This window comes from Acinetobacter sp. YH12239, assembly GCF_013417635.1.
Lineage (GTDB): Bacteria > Pseudomonadota > Gammaproteobacteria > Pseudomonadales > Moraxellaceae > Acinetobacter.
This window is the reverse complement of sequence record NZ_VPDP01000006.1, coordinates 75,347-94,700: the sequence shown is the minus strand read 5'-3', so window position 1 is coordinate 94,700 and position 19,354 is coordinate 75,347. Positions and strand designations below refer to the sequence as shown.

Sequence of the window (19,354 nt, the reverse complement as noted above, 5' to 3'; positions counted from 1 at the left end):
ATTGTGAATAAAAATATAAAGAATCAATTTACAAAAAAGATGATTGCGCAAAGTATTGCAGTCGTGATGGCATTGGGTGCGATCCCAATGCAATTGAGTGCCAGTGATCTACAAATTTATCAAAATCCTGTAGCAAAAAATAATCCGATTATCATGTTGGCGATTGATAACTCGATGAGTATGAGTGCAGTAGATGCAACTTATAAAGGTCAAAGTGTTAGCCGTTTGAATGCCTTAAAAAACTCATTGGTAGATGCCTTAAATGCAAAGGACTTATCAGGAAATTATCGTATTCCAGATAATGTTTATATCGGGGTATCGGTGTTTACGTCAACGGGTGAAATAGGGACAACAGAAGATTGGTTAAGCTATGGTGAAAATGCTCGTTCATCCAAAATCTTACTAGAAGCAAAACAACTTACACCTGCTCACCGTACGGATTTAATCAATAAAATTAATAGTATTGGAGCCGTAGGTAGTACGCCCACACCACTATTACTCTCAGAAACTTATGCGTATTTACTAGGAAATCGTACCTTTGGGGCTAACCTAAAAGGCATCGATTTACTTCCTTCATCTAAATATTCCAATTATAGCCGTGGTTTATCTGGAGCATCATTTGCGCCAGCGGATATTCGTAAAGCGGATGGTAGTTATAGAGCGCCACTCAACAAGTTGAATAACAGTGATGCCCAATGTAGTACGCAAGGTGTTTTTTTCTTAACAGATGGGGCGCCAGTTGGTTTGAGACCAAAGACAGTACTCCCTGTTATGCAAAATGCGTTGGCAGATGACAGCTTTACTTGTGAAGGCTCGCCCTTAAAAGATGTCTATTACAATTACGGTAATGCCAAAGGTGCCAGTGGTGCCGCGACCTTCAATGGCGAGTTTAAGGAAATGGCGACGCAGCCATATCGTTTTTATGAAGATGATATTGGTAATGCTGTGTCAGCCAATCAAACTACCTGGCAAAACCGTAGTTCATGGGCTTGCGTAGGTAAGATGGTTCAGCGTTTGGCAAATCAAACGCAGATGACCAGCGATGCGAATCAGAAGCGTGTTTATACATCTACTGTAGGTTTTGGTCCCTTATTCCAAAAGCATCCACGAGAAACCTGTCGTGATTATGACAATGACGGGCTATACGATCATTGTACTTTTGATAGTAGCTATACAGGTTCTGGAAATGACATTTCCAATAGTATGAATGCTCAAGCATTAAAACAGTTGGGGAATGTGATTGGTAAAGGGGATACCTACGGGACTCGCCAAGAAATTGGGGGGTATACCCAAGCGACTTCTGGTGAAGATATTCAGAATGCATTAAATACCTTCTTGGTTGCGGTCTCTCACGGTAACTTTGAGGCTGCTAGTTTTGGTACTTATGTGGTGCCATTTGACCGTTTATCAACAAGTTCAGCATATCCTTATGTGTTCGCACCGCAGTTTCAACCACAGGTGAGCACAGCAAATTCGGTATTGGCTTCCACACATCAATTATGGTTAGGGAACTTAAAGAAATACAGTATTAACGCTCAAGCTGTGATGATTGATCGTGCGGGGAAAGAGGTACTTGATCGATCAGGTGCAATACGAACCAATACGCAGGATTTTTGGAACAATACTGGAATAGATGATGGTTTGAGTGCAATTCAAGGGGGCGTGTTCTCTCGGATTGCCACACCTTCACCACTAGCAGGTGTTACTACTACAGACAAAATAAAAACGCGCCCGTTATTCACCAATGCAACGATTGCCACAACGGGTGATCAAGCAAAACGATTGGTAGGTTCTGAGAATGGACAACTGACGAAATTAACGACACAGAATGTGCTGGCCGCGACCTATATTGATTCAACCAAGTCGGGGTGGCGACAAAATGTATATCAACCCTATTTACTGTCGGCTTTGGGTTATCGACTTGATAAAAACTACTTAAGTAGCTTACCTGCTGGATACATTTGGAATGATCTAAATAAGGTTAAAGATCTTAAGGTGATGCAGCAAATGGGAGGCGTTGTTCACTCGGAACCATTGTTGGTGACGCTCGAAGCAAAATATAACGCGGGGTCTGGTACTATATTAGCGAATACCCGTAATGCGACTCATCGAAAAGATTATGTAGTATTTGGGACGATGCAAGGATTATTGCATGTTGTGGATCAAGAAACTGGTGAAGAGGCATTTAGTTTCTTAGCTCATGAAATGGTTCAAGATCCAAGTCGACGAGACGCGTTACTTGAACAGTCCAATACATTATTGTCGTCTGCGCATCCTATTTATGGCATGGATGGATCATGGACTTCAGATGTTCAATATAAGATTGACCAGAATAACAATAAGTTTATTGCTGCGAAAGCAAATATTTATGGTGGTATGCGCATGGGTGGGCGTAGTTATTATGCCTTGGATATGAAAAATCCGAACCAACCTGAATTACTTTTCCATGTTGATCCAAGTTCTGGAACGATAAAAAGCAAATCAACATCAGTGAGTAGTACAAATCAATCAGATGCCTTAAAAGCTATGGGATATAGTTGGTCTAAACCTACCATTGCTAAAATTCGTTTTGACGGCAAAGTGAAAACGGTCATGATTGTTGGCGGCGGCTATGATATGGCCTATGAAACGGATGGTTACCAGCCTCAATCTGCATTAACTGGTCAACGAGCTAATCAAGGGGCGGGTGTCTATATTTTTGATGCTGAAACGGGCGAATTATTGTGGAATGCACGCTATGGCAACCAATCGAATCAAACCAGTGTTGATGTTAAGCATGCTGAGATGAAATATAGTGTGGTCAGTCAAATTAAAGCATTTGACCGCAATACGGATGGTTTAATCGATCACCTATATTTTGGTGATTTAGGTGGGCAAGTGTGGCGTGTTGATCTCAATAATCGTCTTGGAACGAATACAACCTCGTTTGGACGAGTGACACGTCTTGCTGATTTTAGTGCGTATCACCAACGTTTTTATGAAATGCCTGCTTTGACCATCCATGATCTGAATGGTGAGCGATTTGGTGCGGTGAGTGTTGCATCGGGAAATCGCAGCTTTCCTTTAAATACCAGCAATATTTATGACAATCGAGTCTATGTGTTACATGATTATGACTTGGCACAACCGAATTTATTTCAAGCAAATTTTGCTAAAACACAAAACCTTACCGAAGCTCATTTAACTGCATGGTCTAATTTATCAGGTACAACAGTGCCACATCTGATGAACCGTAATAAGCGTGGTTGGTTCTATGTGCTGCAACGAACAACGTCTAAAAACGAAACAGCGAATACTGGTACAGTTAAAGCATTAAATGGTTATATTGCGATCGCAAATAGTCCAAGTCATTCAGATTTATATGTGTCTTTATACAATCCAAATGATGCGTCGTCACAACAACCGAACCAATGTACTGGGGGCATTAAAGGAGCAAGTCGTACCTTAAAGCTTTGCTTGCCGTATGGTGTTTGTGGAGATGCTGGATCAACGTCTAATCTTCAAAATAAAATTGTGGCAGAAATCTCAGAGACTAAGTCTGATGGGATTAGTAAGCTAAACAGCGTACCTATTGTCCAGAATGGTAAAAAGAAAACGACTTTGCTGGGCGGTGGTTATACCAACTACATCACAACCAAAGTGCTGAAAGCTTATAACTGGTTTGAGCGTCAGTAGGTGGTTACCATGAATCAAAAAGGTTTAACGCTGATTGAGTTGATGGTTGTTGTGGTGATGATTGCGATATTGATGACAATCGCAGTGCCATCTTACCAAAGTTATTTAAAACGTAATGCTGCTGCACAGGCTCAGCAAGAAGTATCCAAAATTATTGAACAACTTGAACGCTATAAAAGTCGCAGTTTTTCCTATCGAGGTTTTGATGCGAAGTATATCTACGATCAAGATACTTCAATGACGAGTATTTCCCTGCCTGATGCGAAGAAACCAAAATATGTGATTAGTATTGCAGATATCAGTGAAAAAACACCTAAAACCTTATTAAGTTCAGATCAGGGCTTGGGACGGGCATGGGGGGTTCGAGCTGTACCAACGCAGACAGGATATGATGCGTTTTTGGCGACGAGTCAGGGTATTCGTTGTAAAACAGAATATTTGGTAGAAAATGACTTAAAAGAAGTCAATGCATATACAGGATGTGGTGCAAATGCAAAACAATGGTAATTCAGGATTTACTTTAGTAGAGATCATGATTGCAGTGGTCATCATTGGAATTTTAGCCATGATTGCCTATCCGTCCTACCAAGAATATGTTCGTAAAACTAAACGTGTCGAAGTAAAAACCACATTGGCAGATATTGCAGCTCGACTTCAGCACTATCAGGTTGCGAATTACAGTTATATTAAATCGGATGGCAAAGCAGTCACGTTGGCTGAATTGGGATTTCAGATCAATGCGCAAAATCGAGTTGAAGTTCCGCATTATGATCCTGTCTATACGGTTGGTATATCAGATGTAACCAACAACAGTTGGATGTTGAGTGCAGTGCCTGTGAGTGGAAAATTGATGCAAACAGATGGTCACTTTGTCATAAATGAAGCCCATGAAAAATGTTGGGTGAAAGCAGCTTCTTGTACGCCTTCTTCAAGTACAAACTGGGATGGAAAATAAATTTAAATTCAAAAATGTGGATAAATAATTTTTGAGCTTTCAATCGGATCAAAGTTCACGTAAAATACTGCCCTCTATGAAAGGGGTTTGAAATGTATCGATGGTCGGTGCAGGGATAATCCGTAAAAACTATAAGGTTCTATCATGGTTGTTATTCGTCTTGCACGCGGTGGTGCTAAAAAACGTCCGTTCTATCAAATCATCGTGACTGATAGCCGTAATGCACGTGACGGTCGTTTCATCGAACGTATCGGTTTCTTCAACCCTACAGCTCAAGGTAAAGCAGAAAAACTTCGTTTAGATGCTGATCGTTTCGCTCACTGGGTTGCTCAAGGTGCTCAACCTTCTGAACGTGTTGCTTCATTAGCTGCTCAAGCTAAAAAAGCTGCAGCTGCTGTTTAATACGGTAGAAGCTAGCCCATGACACCAACACAGAATGTTCCCGAAGATCGTATTCAGATTGGACAGCTACGTTCAGCTTATGGATTAAATGGGTGGCTCTGGGTCTATTCCAATACAGAACCTATGAGCAACATATTTGACTATCTGCCTTGGTACATCGAGACCAAAGCAGGTTGGCAAATTGTAGATGTGAAACGTTGGAAGCCACATGGCAAAGGCTTAGTTGTTTCGCTGAAAGGTGTGAGTGATCGTACTGCAGCAGACAATTTAGTTGGCGCAAATATCTGGATTTCTAAATCGCAACTGCCTCAACCAGGCGTGGACGAGTATTATTGGTCTGATCTAAAGGGTCTAACAGTGTTAGGTCTGGATGATGAAGAGCAAGAAGTCAATCTTGGTCAAATCCACGAATTGTTTGAAACAGGTGCTAACGATGTGATGGTGGTTCGCGCAACTGCTGACAGTGTCGACGGCGAAGAGCGAATGATTCCATGGCATAAAGATGTGGTGCAACGCGTTGATCTCGAAACTGGTCGTATCTATGTCAATTGGGGCGTAGATTACTAATATTTTCGGAAATACGGGAGTCTGCGATGTTTTTTGCAGTCATTACGCTTTTTCCTGAAATGTTTGAAGCGATTACAAGTTTTGGTATTAGCGGTCGCGCAGCAAAACGCGATTTAATGCAAATTCATTGTATTAATCCTCGTGATTTTGCAACAGGGAACTACAAACGAGTGGATGAACGTCCATTTGGTGGTGGTCCTGGTATGGTAATGATGGCTGAGCCATTGGCAAAAGCAATTCATCGTGCCAAAGAGCTTGCAACGCAAGCAGGTGCTGTTCATGTACCTGTGGTGTATATGTCGCCACAAGGTAAAACCTTAAATGAACCTGCAGTACAAGATTTCGTGCAATATGATGGATTAATTGTATTGTGTGGTCGTTATGAAGGTGTTGATGAGCGTTTGATTCAAAAATATGTTGATCAGGAATGGTCCATAGGGGATTACGTTTTATCTGGGGGAGAACTGCCTGCGATGGTTTTATTGGACAGTATTATTCGGAGACTTCCGGGTGCAATGTCTGATGAACAATCACACGTTCAAGACTCATTTGTGGATGGTTTACTCGACTGTCCGCAATATACAAAGCCTGATCATTTTGAAGGTTTGGATGTGCCTGAGGTACTAAAATCAGGTCATCATGCAAATATTGAAAAATGGCGTTTTTTGCAGCGCTATCAACGAACGCTTGAACGTCGACCTGAATTGGTTGAAAAAGTTGAGTTGACTAAGCAGCAAAAGAAATGGCTCAAAGATTCGCAAAAATAAATCTTTTAGATTTATTTAAGCAAATATGACCTCAAGCATATTGCTTGAAGTATTAAATAGGCTCTTTATGCATTGAAGCGGTCAAGCATGAAGGGAAAGTCAATCGGGTCTATGCGCCTTAGCCTCTAGCCCCAGTGGATATCAGACCTCTTCTGACCCACACATATTGGAGATACCCCATGAGCGGTAAGCATCCTTTAGTACAAGCTGTAGAAAATGCTCAGCTTAAACAAGACATCCCAGCTTTTGCACCAGGTGACACAGTAGTTGTCCAAGTAAAAGTAAAAGAAGGCGACCGTGAACGTCTACAAGCGTTCGAAGGCGTTGTAATCGCTAAGAAAAACCGTGGTTTGAACTCTGCGTTCACAGTACGTAAAATTTCTAGCGGTGTTGGTGTTGAGCGTGTTTTCCAAACTCATTCACCAATCGTAGCTAAAATCGAAGTTAAACGTCGTGGTGACGTTCGTCGTGCTAAACTTTATTACCTACGTGAACTTTCTGGTAAAGCTGCACGTATTCGTGAAAAGTTACCAGCTCGTAAACAAGGTTAATTTTAGCCTTGCTTCGAAGCAAAAAAATGCGCCTTTTGGCGCATTTTTTTATGATCAAAACTTACAAACCTTGAATCTTCAAACGATTGGCATGTTGTCGAAAGATTGATACTGGATCAGGAGCAAAGAAGCTTTTAAGCCCAAGTATTTGATTGACTTCATCAAAATGATTTAAGTTGTAATTATCACGAATTACTTTGCCGTATTTAGCACTACAAATAGGCACGAGACCATCGTGATTGCGTTCATTAGGCATAATCGCTGTCCCTAAGACAACAATTGCGGTATCTAAAATATCGAGAACATTGGTCACCTTTGAAGAACCAATCCAAGAATAATGATATACGCCGTTAGCCGTTTGTGATGAACCGTTAGAATTACAGTCTTTTGGGATCGCAGCAGAAGGGAACTTTTGATTAAATTCTAAAGAACCTTTTACAGAAAGATCATACATGGATTGTTCGTAATTAACGCTAAGACTTGGATTACCTTCCATAATTGAAATTGCAGGTGCCAAAATATCACCAATAACTAATTTTGCTACACTATTAAGCACTTTACTATTTACGAAAGTATCTCCTAGGGGAGAGCCCTTAATGCTGCCTGCAACAGCAATCAGTGAAGCAACTTTCTCAGGAGCAATGGCTTCAACGTAACGTACAGTAGGTCCACCATGACTATGGCCGATCAAATTGACCTTGTCTTTACCCGTAATAGCTAAAGCTGTTTTCACTTGTTGTAACAGTTGCTCACCACGAACCACAGTTGATTCGACAGGAGACATTTGAGCGACAAAAACACGTGCACCATTTCGTGCGAGGTCAGGGGTAATTTGATAGAACTGATCTAAACCGAAATGTTCTGTACCAATGCGGCTAAAACCTAATGCAAAGCCATGGGCCATTACAATAGGGTACTTAGTTTGCGCATAATTGGTATTTACGTATTTAGCTTTGACATCGATCAGGCCGGAAGCATATGTAAGTTGAGATAATCCTACGAGGCTTAGCAGAAGTGCTGGGATCATTTTTTTTGTTTTCATTTTTTCTTCCTTAAAAAGACAATATTTATTGTCAAAAAATATTGTAAAGAAAAACTAAACAAAAATAAGATAAATCCGACTAAATATTGATCATTATTAAACTGAAAGAAAGGGTGAAAAATTCACCCTTTGTGTTTAGGTTTTATAGCCCTTGGAGTTTAAGTCGATTTGCATGCTGACGATAAACATCTACAGCACTTGGTGCAAAAATGCTTTTTAAACCGAGTAGATGGTTAATTTCATCTAAATGATTCCATTTATAATTATCACGAATGACCTTGCCAAATCGAGCGGAGCAACGCCCTACAATTCCATCTCCATCTTTTTCAGCCAAAAGAGAAGAAGCTAACATGCCATAATCAGATGGATCTAAAGCGGTATTAAATGGAGAGTTACCCATAAATGAATAATAATGAGTATTGTTGACACGATAAGCCCCTTCACCACATTGGGTTGTAGGTACACCATTTGGAAAATTCTGACTAAATTTGAGTGATTCTTTCGTTCCTAAACTTTGTAGGGCGGCTTTAGCATCATAAGGAAAGACTTTTGGATCAAGACCAGATGCGAATGTAATCACTGGCGATACCAGATTGTCAAAAATTGCGCGAGCAGGTGCTTCTAAAATATTACCTACTAGAATACCTTCTAGTATATCAGCCATTCTTGCTCCCTGATTTCCAGAAGCAATTGTCGTAACAGATGCGACATGATCAGGTATAACCCCTGCAATATATCGAACAGTCTGACCACCATGACTATGTCCGATTAAATTCACTTTTTGCTTGCCGGTAATGGCAAGTATCTCTTCAACTTGGCTTAACGCTTGTTCACCACGTACTTCACTTGAGTTCATGGTTGAAACACGTGTTTGCCAGATGTTTGCACCATTTCGAGCAAGATCAGGAATGATCTGATAAAAATAGTCAACACCGACCATACTACCAAAGCCAAATAAGCCATGGGCAAGCACAATAGGGTATTGGGTTTGTGCATAATTTGATTTAGGTGTTTTGACGGTATGGTTAACGGCTAAATCTTTAATTTGTGTTGAGGCTTGTGCAACAGGAAGAAAACATGAACCTATGCATAGGCTCATGACTATTTTTTTTAGTTTCATTTTCGATACTCATTCAGTGATTCGTTTATTTTTATGATTCAGGCAATATCCATCGCCATAATTTAAGATACTAAAATTGTGACTTAAGTCTATAAAAAAGAGATAAAGTGCAAATTTATTGATATAAGTTGGATGGGTGACTCATTTATAGGATAGATATGTCATGCTAATAAGGGCTATTTAAACAGTCTGGACCCATCTAGAGATGAGTGCAGACAAAAAATATATTAGAGACCTTGTTGTTTAAGGCGATTTGCATGTTGACGATACATCGAGACTGGATCTGGCGCAAAGACACTTTTTAAACCAAGCACTTGATTGACTTCATCTAGATGATTCCAATTGAGATCATCACGGATGGTTTTACCGAATTTCGCACTACAACGTGAAACAAGCCCATCATTCTCTTGACCCCCATCAATTAATAGACTTGTAATTTTTAAAGATGAGTCTAGATCAAGTGGGTTTGTGACCGTGCCGATACCTGTAAAGGAATAGTTATAAATTCCTTGCTCACGATATGCACCTTCAGAGCATGAGTTTTGAGGAACGCCGATAGGATATTTCTGATTAAATATTGCTGATCCTGCTAGGCTCAAACTATTGGCTCCCGCAAGTGAGTCGTGCGGGAAGGATGCTGGATCAAGCCCCTGTGCCCAAACAATTGCTTTAGACAGTAGATTGACTACAGCCACAATTGGTGTTTCAAGGATTGGTGCTGTATCACGAATTTTTAATATAAAATCAGACACTGGTGAGCCTTGATGTGGCGCCCCAATCGCTGTCATTGATGCGACTACTTCTGGTCGTACACCTGCGACATATCGAATCGTAGGCCCGCCGTGAGAGTGACCGATTAAATTGACTTTAGGCGATCCTGTGATTGCAATGACTTCTTCAACTTGTTGTAAAAGTTGCTCACCCCGAATTTCTGATGAGTTAAATGGGGATACGCGGGAAGCCCATACATTTGCGCCGTTACGTGCCAGATCAGGTAGAATTTGGTACCAATAATCTACACCGAGTGGATCAGTTCCAATGCGAATAAAACCAGACATTCCATGGCTAAAAACGATTGGATATTGGGTTTTTGCATAGGTAGTTTGAAATTTTGAAGTTACTTGTTCAGGTGCTGTAGTAGCGTAACTCGTGCCAGTTAAACATGCGAAAGAAAGGCATGTCCCCAAAATAAATTTTCTCATCTCTATTCCTTAGATGGATTGAAATACTCGACAATTTCCGTTGTCACAATAAGAGTATAGCGAAGCAAAAGGAAAGAAAAGTGGATTTAAATTTTAGGGAACAATTTTTAAGATAAGCCTCCATAATTTCGTGATGAGCGTATGGAGGCTTGAGAAGATTATAGTCCTTGAAGTTTCAAACGATTGGCGTGTTGTCGATAAACCGATACTGGATCTGCTGCAAAAATGCTAGTCATCCCCATCATTTGATTGACCTCATCTAAATGATTCCAACGGTAATCATCCCGAATCGTTTGTCCGAAGCGAGCACTGCAAACTGGGACTAAACCATCATTTGCACCTTCCTTAGATACAATGAAAGATGCCGCTTGCATTGCATAATCCGATGGATCAAGGGCATTGGTAAACGGTGTATTACCAGTAAATGAATACATACGCATGCCATTGAATTGATATGCACCCTCACCACATTTTGTGGTTGGTACACCCGCAGGGAAACGTTCTGTAAATGCTAATGAGCCTGCTGTAGATAAACTTTTAGCCGAGGCAAGCGAATCATGTGGTAGGCTTTTCACATTTAATCCTTGTGCCCAAACAATTGCTCCCGAGACAAAATTCATCGCTGTCGCAAGCACAGTATCAAGTCCTGTTCCTTCTGAACGCAAGATAAAGTCCGCCATAGGTGATCCTTTATTCACACCAGCGACCGTGGTCATGGATGCCACATGTTTAGGAATTGTTCCACCAATATAACGTATTGATGGTCCACCTTGACTATGCCCAATTAAGTTCACTTTTTGTGCACCAGTAATGGCTAAAATATCTTCAACTTGTTGAAGCAATTGCTCTCCACGAATTTCGTTGGAGTTGAATGGAGAAACTCGTGTAGGCCAGACATTGGCACCATTACGCGCTAGATCTGGCAGGATTTGGTGCCAATAATCTAAACCAAAGCTCTCTGTACCAAGACGGACAAATCCTGTTAGTCCGTGTGCAAACACGATTGGGTATTTAGTTTTTGCGTAGGTATTGTATTTGCCAAGTGTCGAGGTTACAGGTTTCACTTCTAATGCAGAAGCATTAGATAATTGAGTCGTTAAGCACGCTACAGACGTAAGTAGGCACGCCATAATTTTGTTGTATTTCATCATCATCCTCAACTTTTTATTATCAAACCCTAATCCTAGAGTTAAATTGATTATAGTGATGTAAATCACATTTTAAATATCGAATAGATGAATGGTAAATTTTTAAGGTTAAAAAAAGAGAGGTAGATTTGATCAATGAATTATCTTGATGAAGATTTGAATCTGCTTTCAAATCCAGCCTAATGAATTTGAAAGAAATTACTCAATTAAAGAGCTAGAGATTTAAAGTCCTTGTAATTTAAGGCGGTTGGCGTGCTGTCTATAAACTGCAACTGGGTCAGGAGCAAAAAATCCTTTAATTCCGAACAGCAAGTTCACCTCATCTAAATGATTCCATGGAAAGTCATCACGAATAGTTTTACCAAAATGGGCACTACAAACTGGAACGATGCCATCATTTTTTCCTGCTTTATGAACTGACAAACGGTCAAATAGAACCATGACAGGGTCACCTAGATCCAAGGCATTCGTAAAAGGCTTGTTTCCTGTCATTGAATATAAATGAATTCCTTTTTCTTGATAAGCACCTTCGCCACAGTGGGTTAATGGTAAACCGAGAGGGAATTTTTGATTAAACAAGGCAGTTCCTTCAACAGATGTACTCACACCAGCGGCCATCGCATCATGTGGGAACGTATCAGCAGGAAGACCTTGCGTCCACATAATGACTTTACCAAAAGTGCTGATGAGAACATTCAGTAGCTCAGATGTTCCTGTTTTATCTGCGATTTTTAATACATCTGACGCGATGATTGTACCTTTGTTGGCACCGGCTACAGTCATTACCGATGCAACATGTTGAGGCATTACACCTGCGGCATAACGAACAGAGTTTGCACCATGACTATGACCAATCAGATTGAGTTTGTCAGCACCAGTAATCGCCATAACTTCTTCAAGTTGTTGAACATATTGTTCACCTCGGACTTCAGAAGAATTGAAAGGAGACATTCTAGCCGCCCATGTGTTTGCACCGTTTCTCGCTAGATCAGGTAAAATTTGATACCAGTAATCCATGCCTAGACTTTCAGTGCCCAAACGTATAAATCCAACCATTCCATGAGCGAATACAATAGGATATTTCGTTTTGGCATAATCCGATTTGATACTTGAGACTTTGATCTGTTGAGCTTGAGTAGCATAAGTTGTCGTAGATGTTAGACATAGCGCTGTCACCAGCGAGCTTAGAATATGTTTTATTTTCATTATTATTCCTAGTTTTTGGTGAATCTATGATGTTCTTCCAGATGAACATACAGAAGACCTTAAAAGATGTTATTGAATGCAACAAGATGCAAAAAATGCCAATTTAGCTTGCTGAATTAACATATAAAAAGCAAAAAAGAATCAAAAGTTGAAATAATTAAAGGATTTAATCATTAGCAAATGTGTTCAAAAAGCATTATTTAAATTGTGTCGAGAGTCGCTGATGGTCGGAAAAGCTATTCTGATGAATAGCTTTCCATTTAACTGCGCTATTTTGTGCGTCTAGAGTCCTGTCAGTTTCAAACGATTGGCATGCTGGCGATAAAGTGAAATAGGATCTGGAGCAAACAAACCTTTGAGACCGAACATCATATTGGCTAAATCGGTATGATTTAGTTTGTAATCATCACGAATCACACGTCCAATATGCGTGCTACAGCGTCCAACCATGCCATCATTATCTTTATTGCCATACGCTAAAGGCCCGAGCTGCATTAAAATGGTGTCGATATCTAAGAGGTTGGTGGTTTGTGCGACACCAGTCCAAGAATAATAAAATATTCCGTTGTCTATCGGACTGCCTAAACGAGTACAACTTGACGCGAGAGCTTTTGTTGGAAAACGTTCATTAAATGCAGCAGAGCCTGTTTCAGTTAATGATTTCATCGAAGCATCAAAGCTGATCGGCATATCAGGACGACCTTGTGCATAAGCAATTAATGGGGGGAATGATGTAATCCCCTAAAATATTAAATATTGTTCGAGTTGCTTCATTATTTTGAATTTTATCTGCGACCATAGAACCTCTGAAAGTCCCTCCTACACCAGTAACAGAAGCAACATAGTCGGGTTTTACTGCTGCAACATAACGCACAGTCGGTCCGCCGTGCGAATGACCAATCAGATTGACCTTTTTCTGCCCAGTGATCGCAATTACTTCTTCAACCTGAGAAATTAATTGTTCTCCTCGAAATTCAGTCGTATGAGCAGGTGAGAGTTGTGCTGCAAAAACGCGTGCACCATGGCGCGATAGATCAGGTAAGATTTGATACCAATAGTCAATATTGAATGTTTCATTGCCTATGCGAGACCAGCCTAACCAACCGTGTGTCATCACAATAGGATATTTGGTTTTTGCGTAACTACCGATCTTTGTCTCATTTACTTCGAGTAATCCCGGACCTGCGTGGGCAGTGAATGAGCTTGATAAGCATAGCGTTGTGACGAATGCTAACGTCGTAGGTATCAATTTAAGTTTTAAGTTTTTCATCGTTCTTCCCTGTGAATGAATGTGTTCCTTGAAAAGATTAATCGGCAAAAGGAAGTTGACCGCCTTGATCATGAACTTGCTCGAATGTTTCTACCCGAAGTTGCTCTTGTGAATTATTAAAATGTTGAGAACGGAGGCGTTGTACAGCTTCCTGCTTTGCACTAGGACTCATATTACTTTTGACAATGCTGTCACGTTCAGATAAATATTGATTGACCTTGCTTTTCCAATTTGAGCGCTGTCCATCAAGATTTTCTAGACGTTGTGTTGCTTCAGGACCCACTAAGCTGAGACGCATTTGACGAATTTCTTCTGCACTACCACCACGTGCTTTAATTTCTGCAGTTAATTGACGAAGATCTTCGAGTTGAGAAAGTTGTTTTAAATTTTCTTTCCAATCTTCAGGTAGATCATTGAACAGTTCTTTTAATTTATCGGCTTTTTGTTTTTCAGATAAATTTTTATCTTCCATGACACTCATGCGAGCCAAGGTATAATCATGATATTCATCTTCGATACCAAATAAACCTTCAATTTCATAGTCTGAAAAAAATTGTTTACGCAATGATTTCATCTGATTAAAAATAGCTTTGTAATACTGCGCACTTTCTTTGTCATGGTTTGGTGGTGTTAGGTCACCCATTTTTTCACGATATTGAACATAACGTGACCATAAATCTGTCAGTTGACCTAGTAATGGTTCTTGATAGGTGCTTTGAGCAAATTTAATAAAATCAGCCTTGATTTGCGGAATCTCTTTTTCACCGTATTGGGTAATAAAAAACTCAAAACAGTTCTTAGTATTTTCATTCACAATCAAACGGTTGGCATTATCGGTTTGGATTTGACAATTGATTTGAATATCTTGCTGACTTTTACTTGCAAAGCTAGAACCATTCACGGTTGTACTTTGTTGTAGCGCCATATTTTCTGATTGAATTTCGGCATCTTGTGCTGCTCGTTGTGAGTTTTCAACAGATTCAGCTGAGTCAGGTTTCAACCATTGAAAGAGAAGGAATAAAACGATCAGACACGCCACAATCAGCAGTGTAATTTTCAATTTAGCTTTTGAATTCATTTCACATCCTATGAAATCATTTAATTATTATTAATGGTGTAGAATAATTTGCCACAAATGTCACATTTTATGCATAAAAATTTAATCAATATTCTATAAATGGATTTGATAAAATAGCAGTATTTTACTGATCTGAATATTATCTAATGTCTGCTAAATCTCCAAAAATTATTCGACGTCATATAAGTGGTGTATTTCTACTCAACAAACCTTTGGGGATTAGCTCAAATGCAGCATTGCAAAAAGTGCGTTGGCTCTATCGTGCTGAAAAAGGTGGTCATACTGGCGCTTTAGATCCATTAGCATCAGGCTTACTCCCGATTTGCTTAGGTGAAGCGACCAAGTTTTCACACTTTTTACTGGAATCTACTAAACGTTATCAAACGACGATTCAATTGGGAAATAGTACAACTACAGGTGATGTCGAGGGTGAAGTTTTGCTCGAGGCACAACCGATTGAACTTAACGAAGATAAAATTCAAAGCGTGATTCAGCAATTCGTTGGAGACATTCAACAAGTTCCTCCAATGTATTCTGCTTTAAAGAAAGAAGGTCGTCCTTTGTATGAGCTGGCGCGTAAAGGAATTGAAATCGAACGTGAGGCTCGTCCAATTCATATTTTCGCGATTGAACTGATGTCTTTCACTCAAGATTCAATTACTTTGGATGTGACATGCTCAAAAGGAACGTATATCCGAGTATTGGGTGAGGATATTGCTCAAGCTTTAGGAAGTTATGGGCACTTAACATATTTACATCGTATTCAAACTGGACATTTTGGTATTGTGCCAGAGTACACCATTGAATACTTAGAAAGTCTAACTGAACAACAACGTGAAGCATTGTTGTTACCTGCTTATGCGCCTGTCGATCATTTTCCAAAAGTTCAAGTACCAGAAGGTCGTGCAGAATATTTTAGTCGTGGGATGGAAAGCAATATTGATCATCCTGCCGAATCTCAAGTCCTCGTTTTTGACGAAAAAAAGTGTTTAGGTTTAGCTGAAATTACTGATAAAAAACGTCTAGTTCCTAAACGTGTATTAAATTTATAAGCGAATTCAATTATGGAATTAGACATCATCCTCAGCCTGATTTTTTTTGCATTTTGCGCAGGCGCAATTGATGCAGCAGTCGGTGGTGGTGGTCTCATTCAGATTCCAGCATTGATGAGTGCTTTTCCTCATATGGCGCCAGCAACATTATTTGGCACCAATAAGCTAGCTGCGGTTGTTGGAACAGCAACATCCGCGTGGACTTTCGCTAAAAAAGTTAAGTTTGAATCGAAGTTATTACTGGTGGTGGCGATATGTGCTGCCATCAGTTCTTTTGCGGGAGCTGCCAGTGTTTCCATGATTCCGAAATCAATCTTGCAGCCCTTTGTCTTGGTGATGCTCATTGTGATGGCAATTTACACATTGTCAAAGAAGGAGTTTGGGCAGGTTCATACTGCACAAACGGTAAACACTAAAATTCTGATCTTGGCTGGAATAGGAAGTTTAGCGATTGGGTTTTATGACGGATTGTTCGGTCCGGGAACAGGAAGTTTTTTTATTTTTTATTTTATTCGATATTTACAAGTCGATTTTTTGCATGCAGCAGCTTTGGCCAAGATTGGTAATGTGATGACCAATTTAGCCGCTCTTACATTCTTTATTCCTGCAGGCCATATTTTATTTGCAGTGGGTGCCATGATGGCTGTTGCTAATATGATTGGTTCGATTGTGGGGGTGAAGTTGGCGCTTAAATACGGTAGCGGTTTTATTCGTATTCTGTTTTTAATTCTAGTATCTATTTTAATTGTTCGATTAAGTTATCAGATGTTCTTAATGTAAACCATTCTCAACATTAAACTTTTTTATACAAATCGCTTCTTAAACCTATCTCGAAGTTATCGCCTAAGCTCTTATAGTAAGTTGAGTGTTTTGAAGATCATTCAAGTTTTTCTTTTTTCAAATCATATTTATAAGACAGGATAACAAGATGAATATTTTTGAAGCTTTACGTGAAAGTCATGATGTTCAACGTGAACTTGCTGAGAAGCTGGTTCAAACTTCAGGGGATACGCCAGAACGCCGAACATTATTTGAGCAGCTAAAAAATGAATTGTTTGCTCATGCAGTGGCAGAAGACCGATACTTCTATATTCCACTGATGATGACAGATTCAGGTTTGAATATTACGCGTCATGCATTGGCTGAACATCATGAAATGGACGAATTACTTGAGCAACTCACCGAAACTGAATTCAGTAATCCAGGATGGTTAGCCATCGCGAAAAAATTGTCAGAAACCGTGCATCATCATCTTGAAGAAGAAGAGCATGGCTTTTTTCAGCAAGCAGGAAAAATTCTAGAGGATAAACAAAAAGAGAGTTTGGCTAAAAAATATCAAACTGAATATAAGAAATATAAGAAATTAGATAAAGACAGTTTGGTTTAATCCCATGATAAAAAAAGATGGCATGTGCCATCTTTTTTATGTTTCTATGCCATGTGATTTCATTTTAGCAGCGCGATAAGTAACACCAATTGATGCAATCATAATACAACCCAAAGCAACGGCTTGTAATAAGGTAATGTGTTCATTCAACAGTAACCAACCTGTCAATGCGCCTAATGCTGGTGACAAACTTGATAGTGTTCCATAAGACATTTTACTTAAATTCTTTAATGCCAATAAATCCAATGCATAGGGAATGGCTGTAGCCAAAAGCGCAATGACGATGGCTTGTGGCCAATATTCAAATTGAACTAATGCAGATGGATTATGAACCATACTGATCGGTAATAATGTCAACGCTGAGAGGACGATCGCAATGCTGAGAGCATGCATGCCGATATTCTGCCGAACGACTTTCTGTCCAAAATAAATATAGAATGCCCAACATACGCCCGCACCAATGGCCATAGCAGCCCCAAGATATGAAAAGTTAGTCGCATTGGCATCTTGCCAAGGCACCATCAGCGCTACACCGAAAATTGCCATGATGACCCAAATGTAATCACTTCGATGTTGGATTGACAGTAAAGCCAACGTGAGTGGTCCTAAAAACTCAAGTCCTACCGCGATCCCTTGTGGTAGTTTTCCTAATGATGCATAAAACAAGACATTCATTAAAGCGACTGAACCACTATAAAAGAGAAGATCTTTCCATTTTAAGTAAGGAAGGCGACGAAGAATTTTCCATGAACGGAACATCAATACAACCATAATTGATGCAAAGCATAGACGTAAAGTCACCACAGTAAATGGATCTAAAACTTCAAAAAGCTGCTTTGCGAAGGATGCACTAATTTGATAGGCGATCATGGATAAGACCATGAACAGCACGGCAGTGAGTTGAGCATTTGGCATTGGGAAAACGAAGCCGAATTAAAAAGAGTGAGACTGCTCAAATTTTAACATTATTATGGTGACCACAGTGCTTCAATCCATCATGGAAAATGTACTTTAAATTAAGTATGAGATCATTTTTGTTTGGCGTGTTGAGTGGTATAGGTGCAGCCAATTGAGGCACAAATGATGGTCAACAATGCTAGCCATTGATTCCATAACAATTGCTCACCCAAAAATACAAACCCAGATAATGCGGCAACAGCTGGTTCAATACTCATCAGGGTACCGAAACTTAATGCTGTTAGATTTCGTAGTGCAATCATTTCTAATGTAAAGGGTAAAGCACTGGCGAGTATCGCTAAAGTGATGAATAACATTAGATGATTAATTTCAAATACGCTTGCTGGCAAGCCGATACTGAGGGCGATCGGCATGAGAATGATACTTCCAACAAACATGCCTAAACATACGGTGTGATTACCTGAAACTCCCGAAGGCCGCTGACCAGCAATAATATAAAGTGCCCAACATGCGCCAGCTGCCAACGCTAAAAATACACCAAGTAAATCCAAAGGTTGTTTGGCTTGGTCAAAGGGAAATAAAAGGATCAGTCCAATAATGGCCAAACCAACCCAAATAAAATCAAACTTTTGACGCGCATAATATAAGGCCACACTGAGTGGACCAATAAATTCAAATGAAACTGCTAAACCGAGCGGAAGACGATCAATAGCAAGATAGAACAACATGTTCATGCCAGCTAATGCGACGCCATAACTGACAATGGCTTTCCATTTAATTTGTTTAAATTGAATTTTCCAAACTTGAAAAATAATCGCCAAAATCACAGCACTAAATGTCAGACGTAGGGCTGACACCGTAATGATCGGGAATTGTTCAAATAAAACTTTTGCTAATGAACCACTACTTTGTAGACTGATCATGGCGATCAATAACAAACCGAGTGCTTGTAACTTCGGGTTTATTTTTAACAAAGACATGGTTTTAAATGTATGGTGGTTAGATTAGAAAGGG

Annotated in this window: 18 protein-coding genes and 1 pseudogene; 10 read left to right on the top strand and 9 right to left on the bottom strand. The window is 39.8% G+C overall.

Features of this window, described 5'->3' with window-relative positions:
- Positions 1-3 precede the first annotated feature (3 nt).
- The 7 genes from FTV17_RS15600 (at position 4) to rplS (ending at position 6,917) form a co-directional block, all read left to right on the top strand.
- Positions 4-3,675, top strand: coding sequence for a PilC/PilY family type IV pilus protein (locus FTV17_RS15600; protein ID WP_179998776.1), 3,672 nt, complete (start codon positions 4-6; stop codon positions 3,673-3,675).
- 9 nt (positions 3,676-3,684) lie between these two features.
- Positions 3,685-4,182 carry a type IV pilin protein gene (locus FTV17_RS07365; RefSeq protein WP_179998775.1) on the top strand — a complete coding sequence of 166 codons (498 nt, stop codon included), beginning with the start codon at positions 3,685-3,687 and terminating at the stop codon, positions 4,180-4,182.
- On the top strand, positions 4,166-4,630 hold the full coding sequence (locus FTV17_RS07360) for a type IV pilin protein (protein WP_179998774.1): 465 nt from the start codon (positions 4,166-4,168) through the stop codon (positions 4,628-4,630). Before FTV17_RS07365 ends, FTV17_RS07360 begins: the two co-directional genes overlap by 17 nt.
- A 144-nt stretch (positions 4,631-4,774) precedes the next feature.
- Positions 4,775-5,032 (top strand): 30S ribosomal protein S16, encoded by a 258-nt coding sequence (gene rpsP / locus FTV17_RS07355; protein ID WP_035264308.1) that lies wholly within the window; start codon positions 4,775-4,777, stop codon positions 5,030-5,032.
- Positions 5,033-5,050: 18 nt separating this feature from the next.
- On the top strand, positions 5,051-5,599 hold the full coding sequence (gene rimM, locus FTV17_RS07350; protein ID WP_035264305.1) for a ribosome maturation factor RimM: 549 nt from the start codon (positions 5,051-5,053) through the stop codon (positions 5,597-5,599).
- 26 nt (positions 5,600-5,625) lie between these two features.
- Positions 5,626-6,366, top strand: coding sequence for a tRNA (guanosine(37)-N1)-methyltransferase TrmD (trmD, locus tag FTV17_RS07345; RefSeq protein WP_179998773.1), 741 nt, complete (start codon positions 5,626-5,628; stop codon positions 6,364-6,366).
- Positions 6,367-6,545: 179 nt separating this feature from the next.
- Positions 6,546-6,917, top strand: coding sequence for a 50S ribosomal protein L19 (gene rplS / locus FTV17_RS07340; RefSeq protein WP_004787066.1), 372 nt, complete (start codon positions 6,546-6,548; stop codon positions 6,915-6,917).
- Between the two features lie 61 nt (positions 6,918-6,978).
- On the opposite strand, the gene FTV17_RS07335 is transcribed toward rplS, so the two are convergent.
- The 7 genes and pseudogenes from FTV17_RS07335 to FTV17_RS07305 all read right to left on the bottom strand — a co-directional run bounded on the left by FTV17_RS07335 (position 6,979) and on the right by FTV17_RS07305 (position 14,983).
- Positions 6,979-7,959, bottom strand: coding sequence for a triacylglycerol lipase (locus tag FTV17_RS07335; protein WP_179998772.1), 981 nt, complete (start codon positions 7,957-7,959; stop codon positions 6,979-6,981).
- Positions 7,960-8,101: 142 nt separating this feature from the next.
- A complete protein-coding gene (locus tag FTV17_RS07330; protein ID WP_179998771.1) occupies positions 8,102-9,079 on the bottom strand; it encodes a triacylglycerol lipase in 978 nt (325 codons plus the stop codon).
- Positions 9,080-9,306: 227 nt separating this feature from the next.
- Entirely contained in the window at positions 9,307-10,281 is a 975-nt protein-coding gene (locus FTV17_RS07325) for a triacylglycerol lipase (RefSeq protein WP_179998770.1), read from the bottom strand.
- 158 nt (positions 10,282-10,439) lie between these two features.
- The gene (locus FTV17_RS07320) at positions 10,440-11,429 is read right to left on the bottom strand and encodes a triacylglycerol lipase (RefSeq protein ID WP_179998769.1); all 990 of its coding nucleotides are present in this window, start codon (positions 11,427-11,429) and stop codon (positions 10,440-10,442) included.
- Positions 11,430-11,651: 222 nt separating this feature from the next.
- Positions 11,652-12,635, bottom strand: coding sequence for a triacylglycerol lipase (locus FTV17_RS07315; protein WP_179998768.1), 984 nt, complete (start codon positions 12,633-12,635; stop codon positions 11,652-11,654).
- A gap of 282 nt (positions 12,636-12,917) precedes the next feature.
- Positions 12,918-13,905: pseudogene (locus FTV17_RS07310) on the bottom strand (lipase family alpha/beta hydrolase).
- A gap of 37 nt (positions 13,906-13,942) precedes the next feature.
- Positions 13,943-14,983: a lipase secretion chaperone gene (locus FTV17_RS07305; protein ID WP_179998767.1), complete on the bottom strand. Its 1,041-nt coding sequence runs from the start codon at positions 14,981-14,983 to the stop codon at positions 13,943-13,945.
- 146 nt (positions 14,984-15,129) lie between these two features.
- Between FTV17_RS07305 and truB the strand changes: the two genes are divergently transcribed.
- The 3 genes from truB (at position 15,130) to FTV17_RS07290 (ending at position 17,422) form a co-directional block, all read left to right on the top strand.
- Complete coding sequence (truB, locus tag FTV17_RS07300; RefSeq protein WP_179998766.1) at positions 15,130-16,035, top strand: tRNA pseudouridine(55) synthase TruB; 906 nt, start codon at positions 15,130-15,132, stop codon at positions 16,033-16,035.
- A gap of 12 nt (positions 16,036-16,047) precedes the next feature.
- Positions 16,048-16,815, top strand: coding sequence for a TSUP family transporter (locus FTV17_RS07295; RefSeq protein ID WP_179998765.1), 768 nt, complete (start codon positions 16,048-16,050; stop codon positions 16,813-16,815).
- A 148-nt stretch (positions 16,816-16,963) separates the two neighbouring features.
- Positions 16,964-17,422, top strand: coding sequence for a hemerythrin domain-containing protein (locus FTV17_RS07290; protein WP_035264279.1), 459 nt, complete (start codon positions 16,964-16,966; stop codon positions 17,420-17,422).
- A 36-nt stretch (positions 17,423-17,458) separates the two neighbouring features.
- Here the strand turns inward: FTV17_RS07290 and FTV17_RS07285 are convergent, their stop codons facing one another.
- The gene (locus FTV17_RS07285; protein ID WP_179998764.1) at positions 17,459-18,337 is read right to left on the bottom strand and encodes a DMT family transporter; all 879 of its coding nucleotides are present in this window, start codon (positions 18,335-18,337) and stop codon (positions 17,459-17,461) included.
- 113 nt (positions 18,338-18,450) lie between these two features.
- Positions 18,451-19,320, bottom strand: a complete 870-nt coding sequence (locus FTV17_RS07280) for a DMT family transporter (RefSeq protein WP_179998763.1) — start codon at positions 19,318-19,320, stop codon at positions 18,451-18,453.
- Positions 19,321-19,354: the final 34 nt, after the last annotated feature.

Excerpts from the sequence above, each read along its gene's own strand:
- FTV17_RS07305 (WP_179998767.1), bottom strand. The coding sequence starts at position 14,983 with ATGAATTCAAAAGCTAAATTGAAAATTACACTGCTGATTGTGGCGTGT.
- rimM (WP_035264305.1), top strand. The coding sequence starts at position 5,051 with ATGACACCAACACAGAATGTTCCCGAAGATCGTATTCAGATTGGACAG.
- FTV17_RS07295 (WP_179998765.1), top strand. The coding sequence starts at position 16,048 with ATGGAATTAGACATCATCCTCAGCCTGATTTTTTTTGCATTTTGCGCA.
- rplS (WP_004787066.1), top strand. The coding sequence starts at position 6,546 with ATGAGCGGTAAGCATCCTTTAGTACAAGCTGTAGAAAATGCTCAGCTT.
- FTV17_RS07330 (WP_179998771.1), bottom strand. The coding sequence starts at position 9,079 with ATGAAACTAAAAAAAATAGTCATGAGCCTATGCATAGGTTCATGTTTT.
- FTV17_RS07325 (WP_179998770.1), bottom strand. The coding sequence starts at position 10,281 with ATGAGAAAATTTATTTTGGGGACATGCCTTTCTTTCGCATGTTTAACT.
- rpsP (WP_035264308.1), top strand. The coding sequence starts at position 4,775 with ATGGTTGTTATTCGTCTTGCACGCGGTGGTGCTAAAAAACGTCCGTTC.
- FTV17_RS07335 (WP_179998772.1), bottom strand. The coding sequence starts at position 7,959 with ATGAAAACAAAAAAAATGATCCCAGCACTTCTGCTAAGCCTCGTAGGA.
- trmD (WP_179998773.1), top strand. The coding sequence starts at position 5,626 with ATGTTTTTTGCAGTCATTACGCTTTTTCCTGAAATGTTTGAAGCGATT.
- FTV17_RS07360 (WP_179998774.1), top strand. The coding sequence starts at position 4,166 with ATGCAAAACAATGGTAATTCAGGATTTACTTTAGTAGAGATCATGATT.
- truB (WP_179998766.1), top strand. The coding sequence starts at position 15,130 with ATGTCTGCTAAATCTCCAAAAATTATTCGACGTCATATAAGTGGTGTA.
- FTV17_RS07290 (WP_035264279.1), top strand. The coding sequence starts at position 16,964 with ATGAATATTTTTGAAGCTTTACGTGAAAGTCATGATGTTCAACGTGAA.
- FTV17_RS07315 (WP_179998768.1), bottom strand. The coding sequence starts at position 12,635 with ATGAAAATAAAACATATTCTAAGCTCGCTGGTGACAGCGCTATGTCTA.
- FTV17_RS07285 (WP_179998764.1), bottom strand. The coding sequence starts at position 18,337 with ATGCCAAATGCTCAACTCACTGCCGTGCTGTTCATGGTCTTATCCATG.
- FTV17_RS07320 (WP_179998769.1), bottom strand. The coding sequence starts at position 11,429 with ATGAAATACAACAAAATTATGGCGTGCCTACTTACGTCTGTAGCGTGC.
- FTV17_RS07280 (WP_179998763.1), bottom strand. The coding sequence starts at position 19,320 with ATGTCTTTGTTAAAAATAAACCCGAAGTTACAAGCACTCGGTTTGTTA.
- FTV17_RS07365 (WP_179998775.1), top strand. The coding sequence starts at position 3,685 with ATGAATCAAAAAGGTTTAACGCTGATTGAGTTGATGGTTGTTGTGGTG.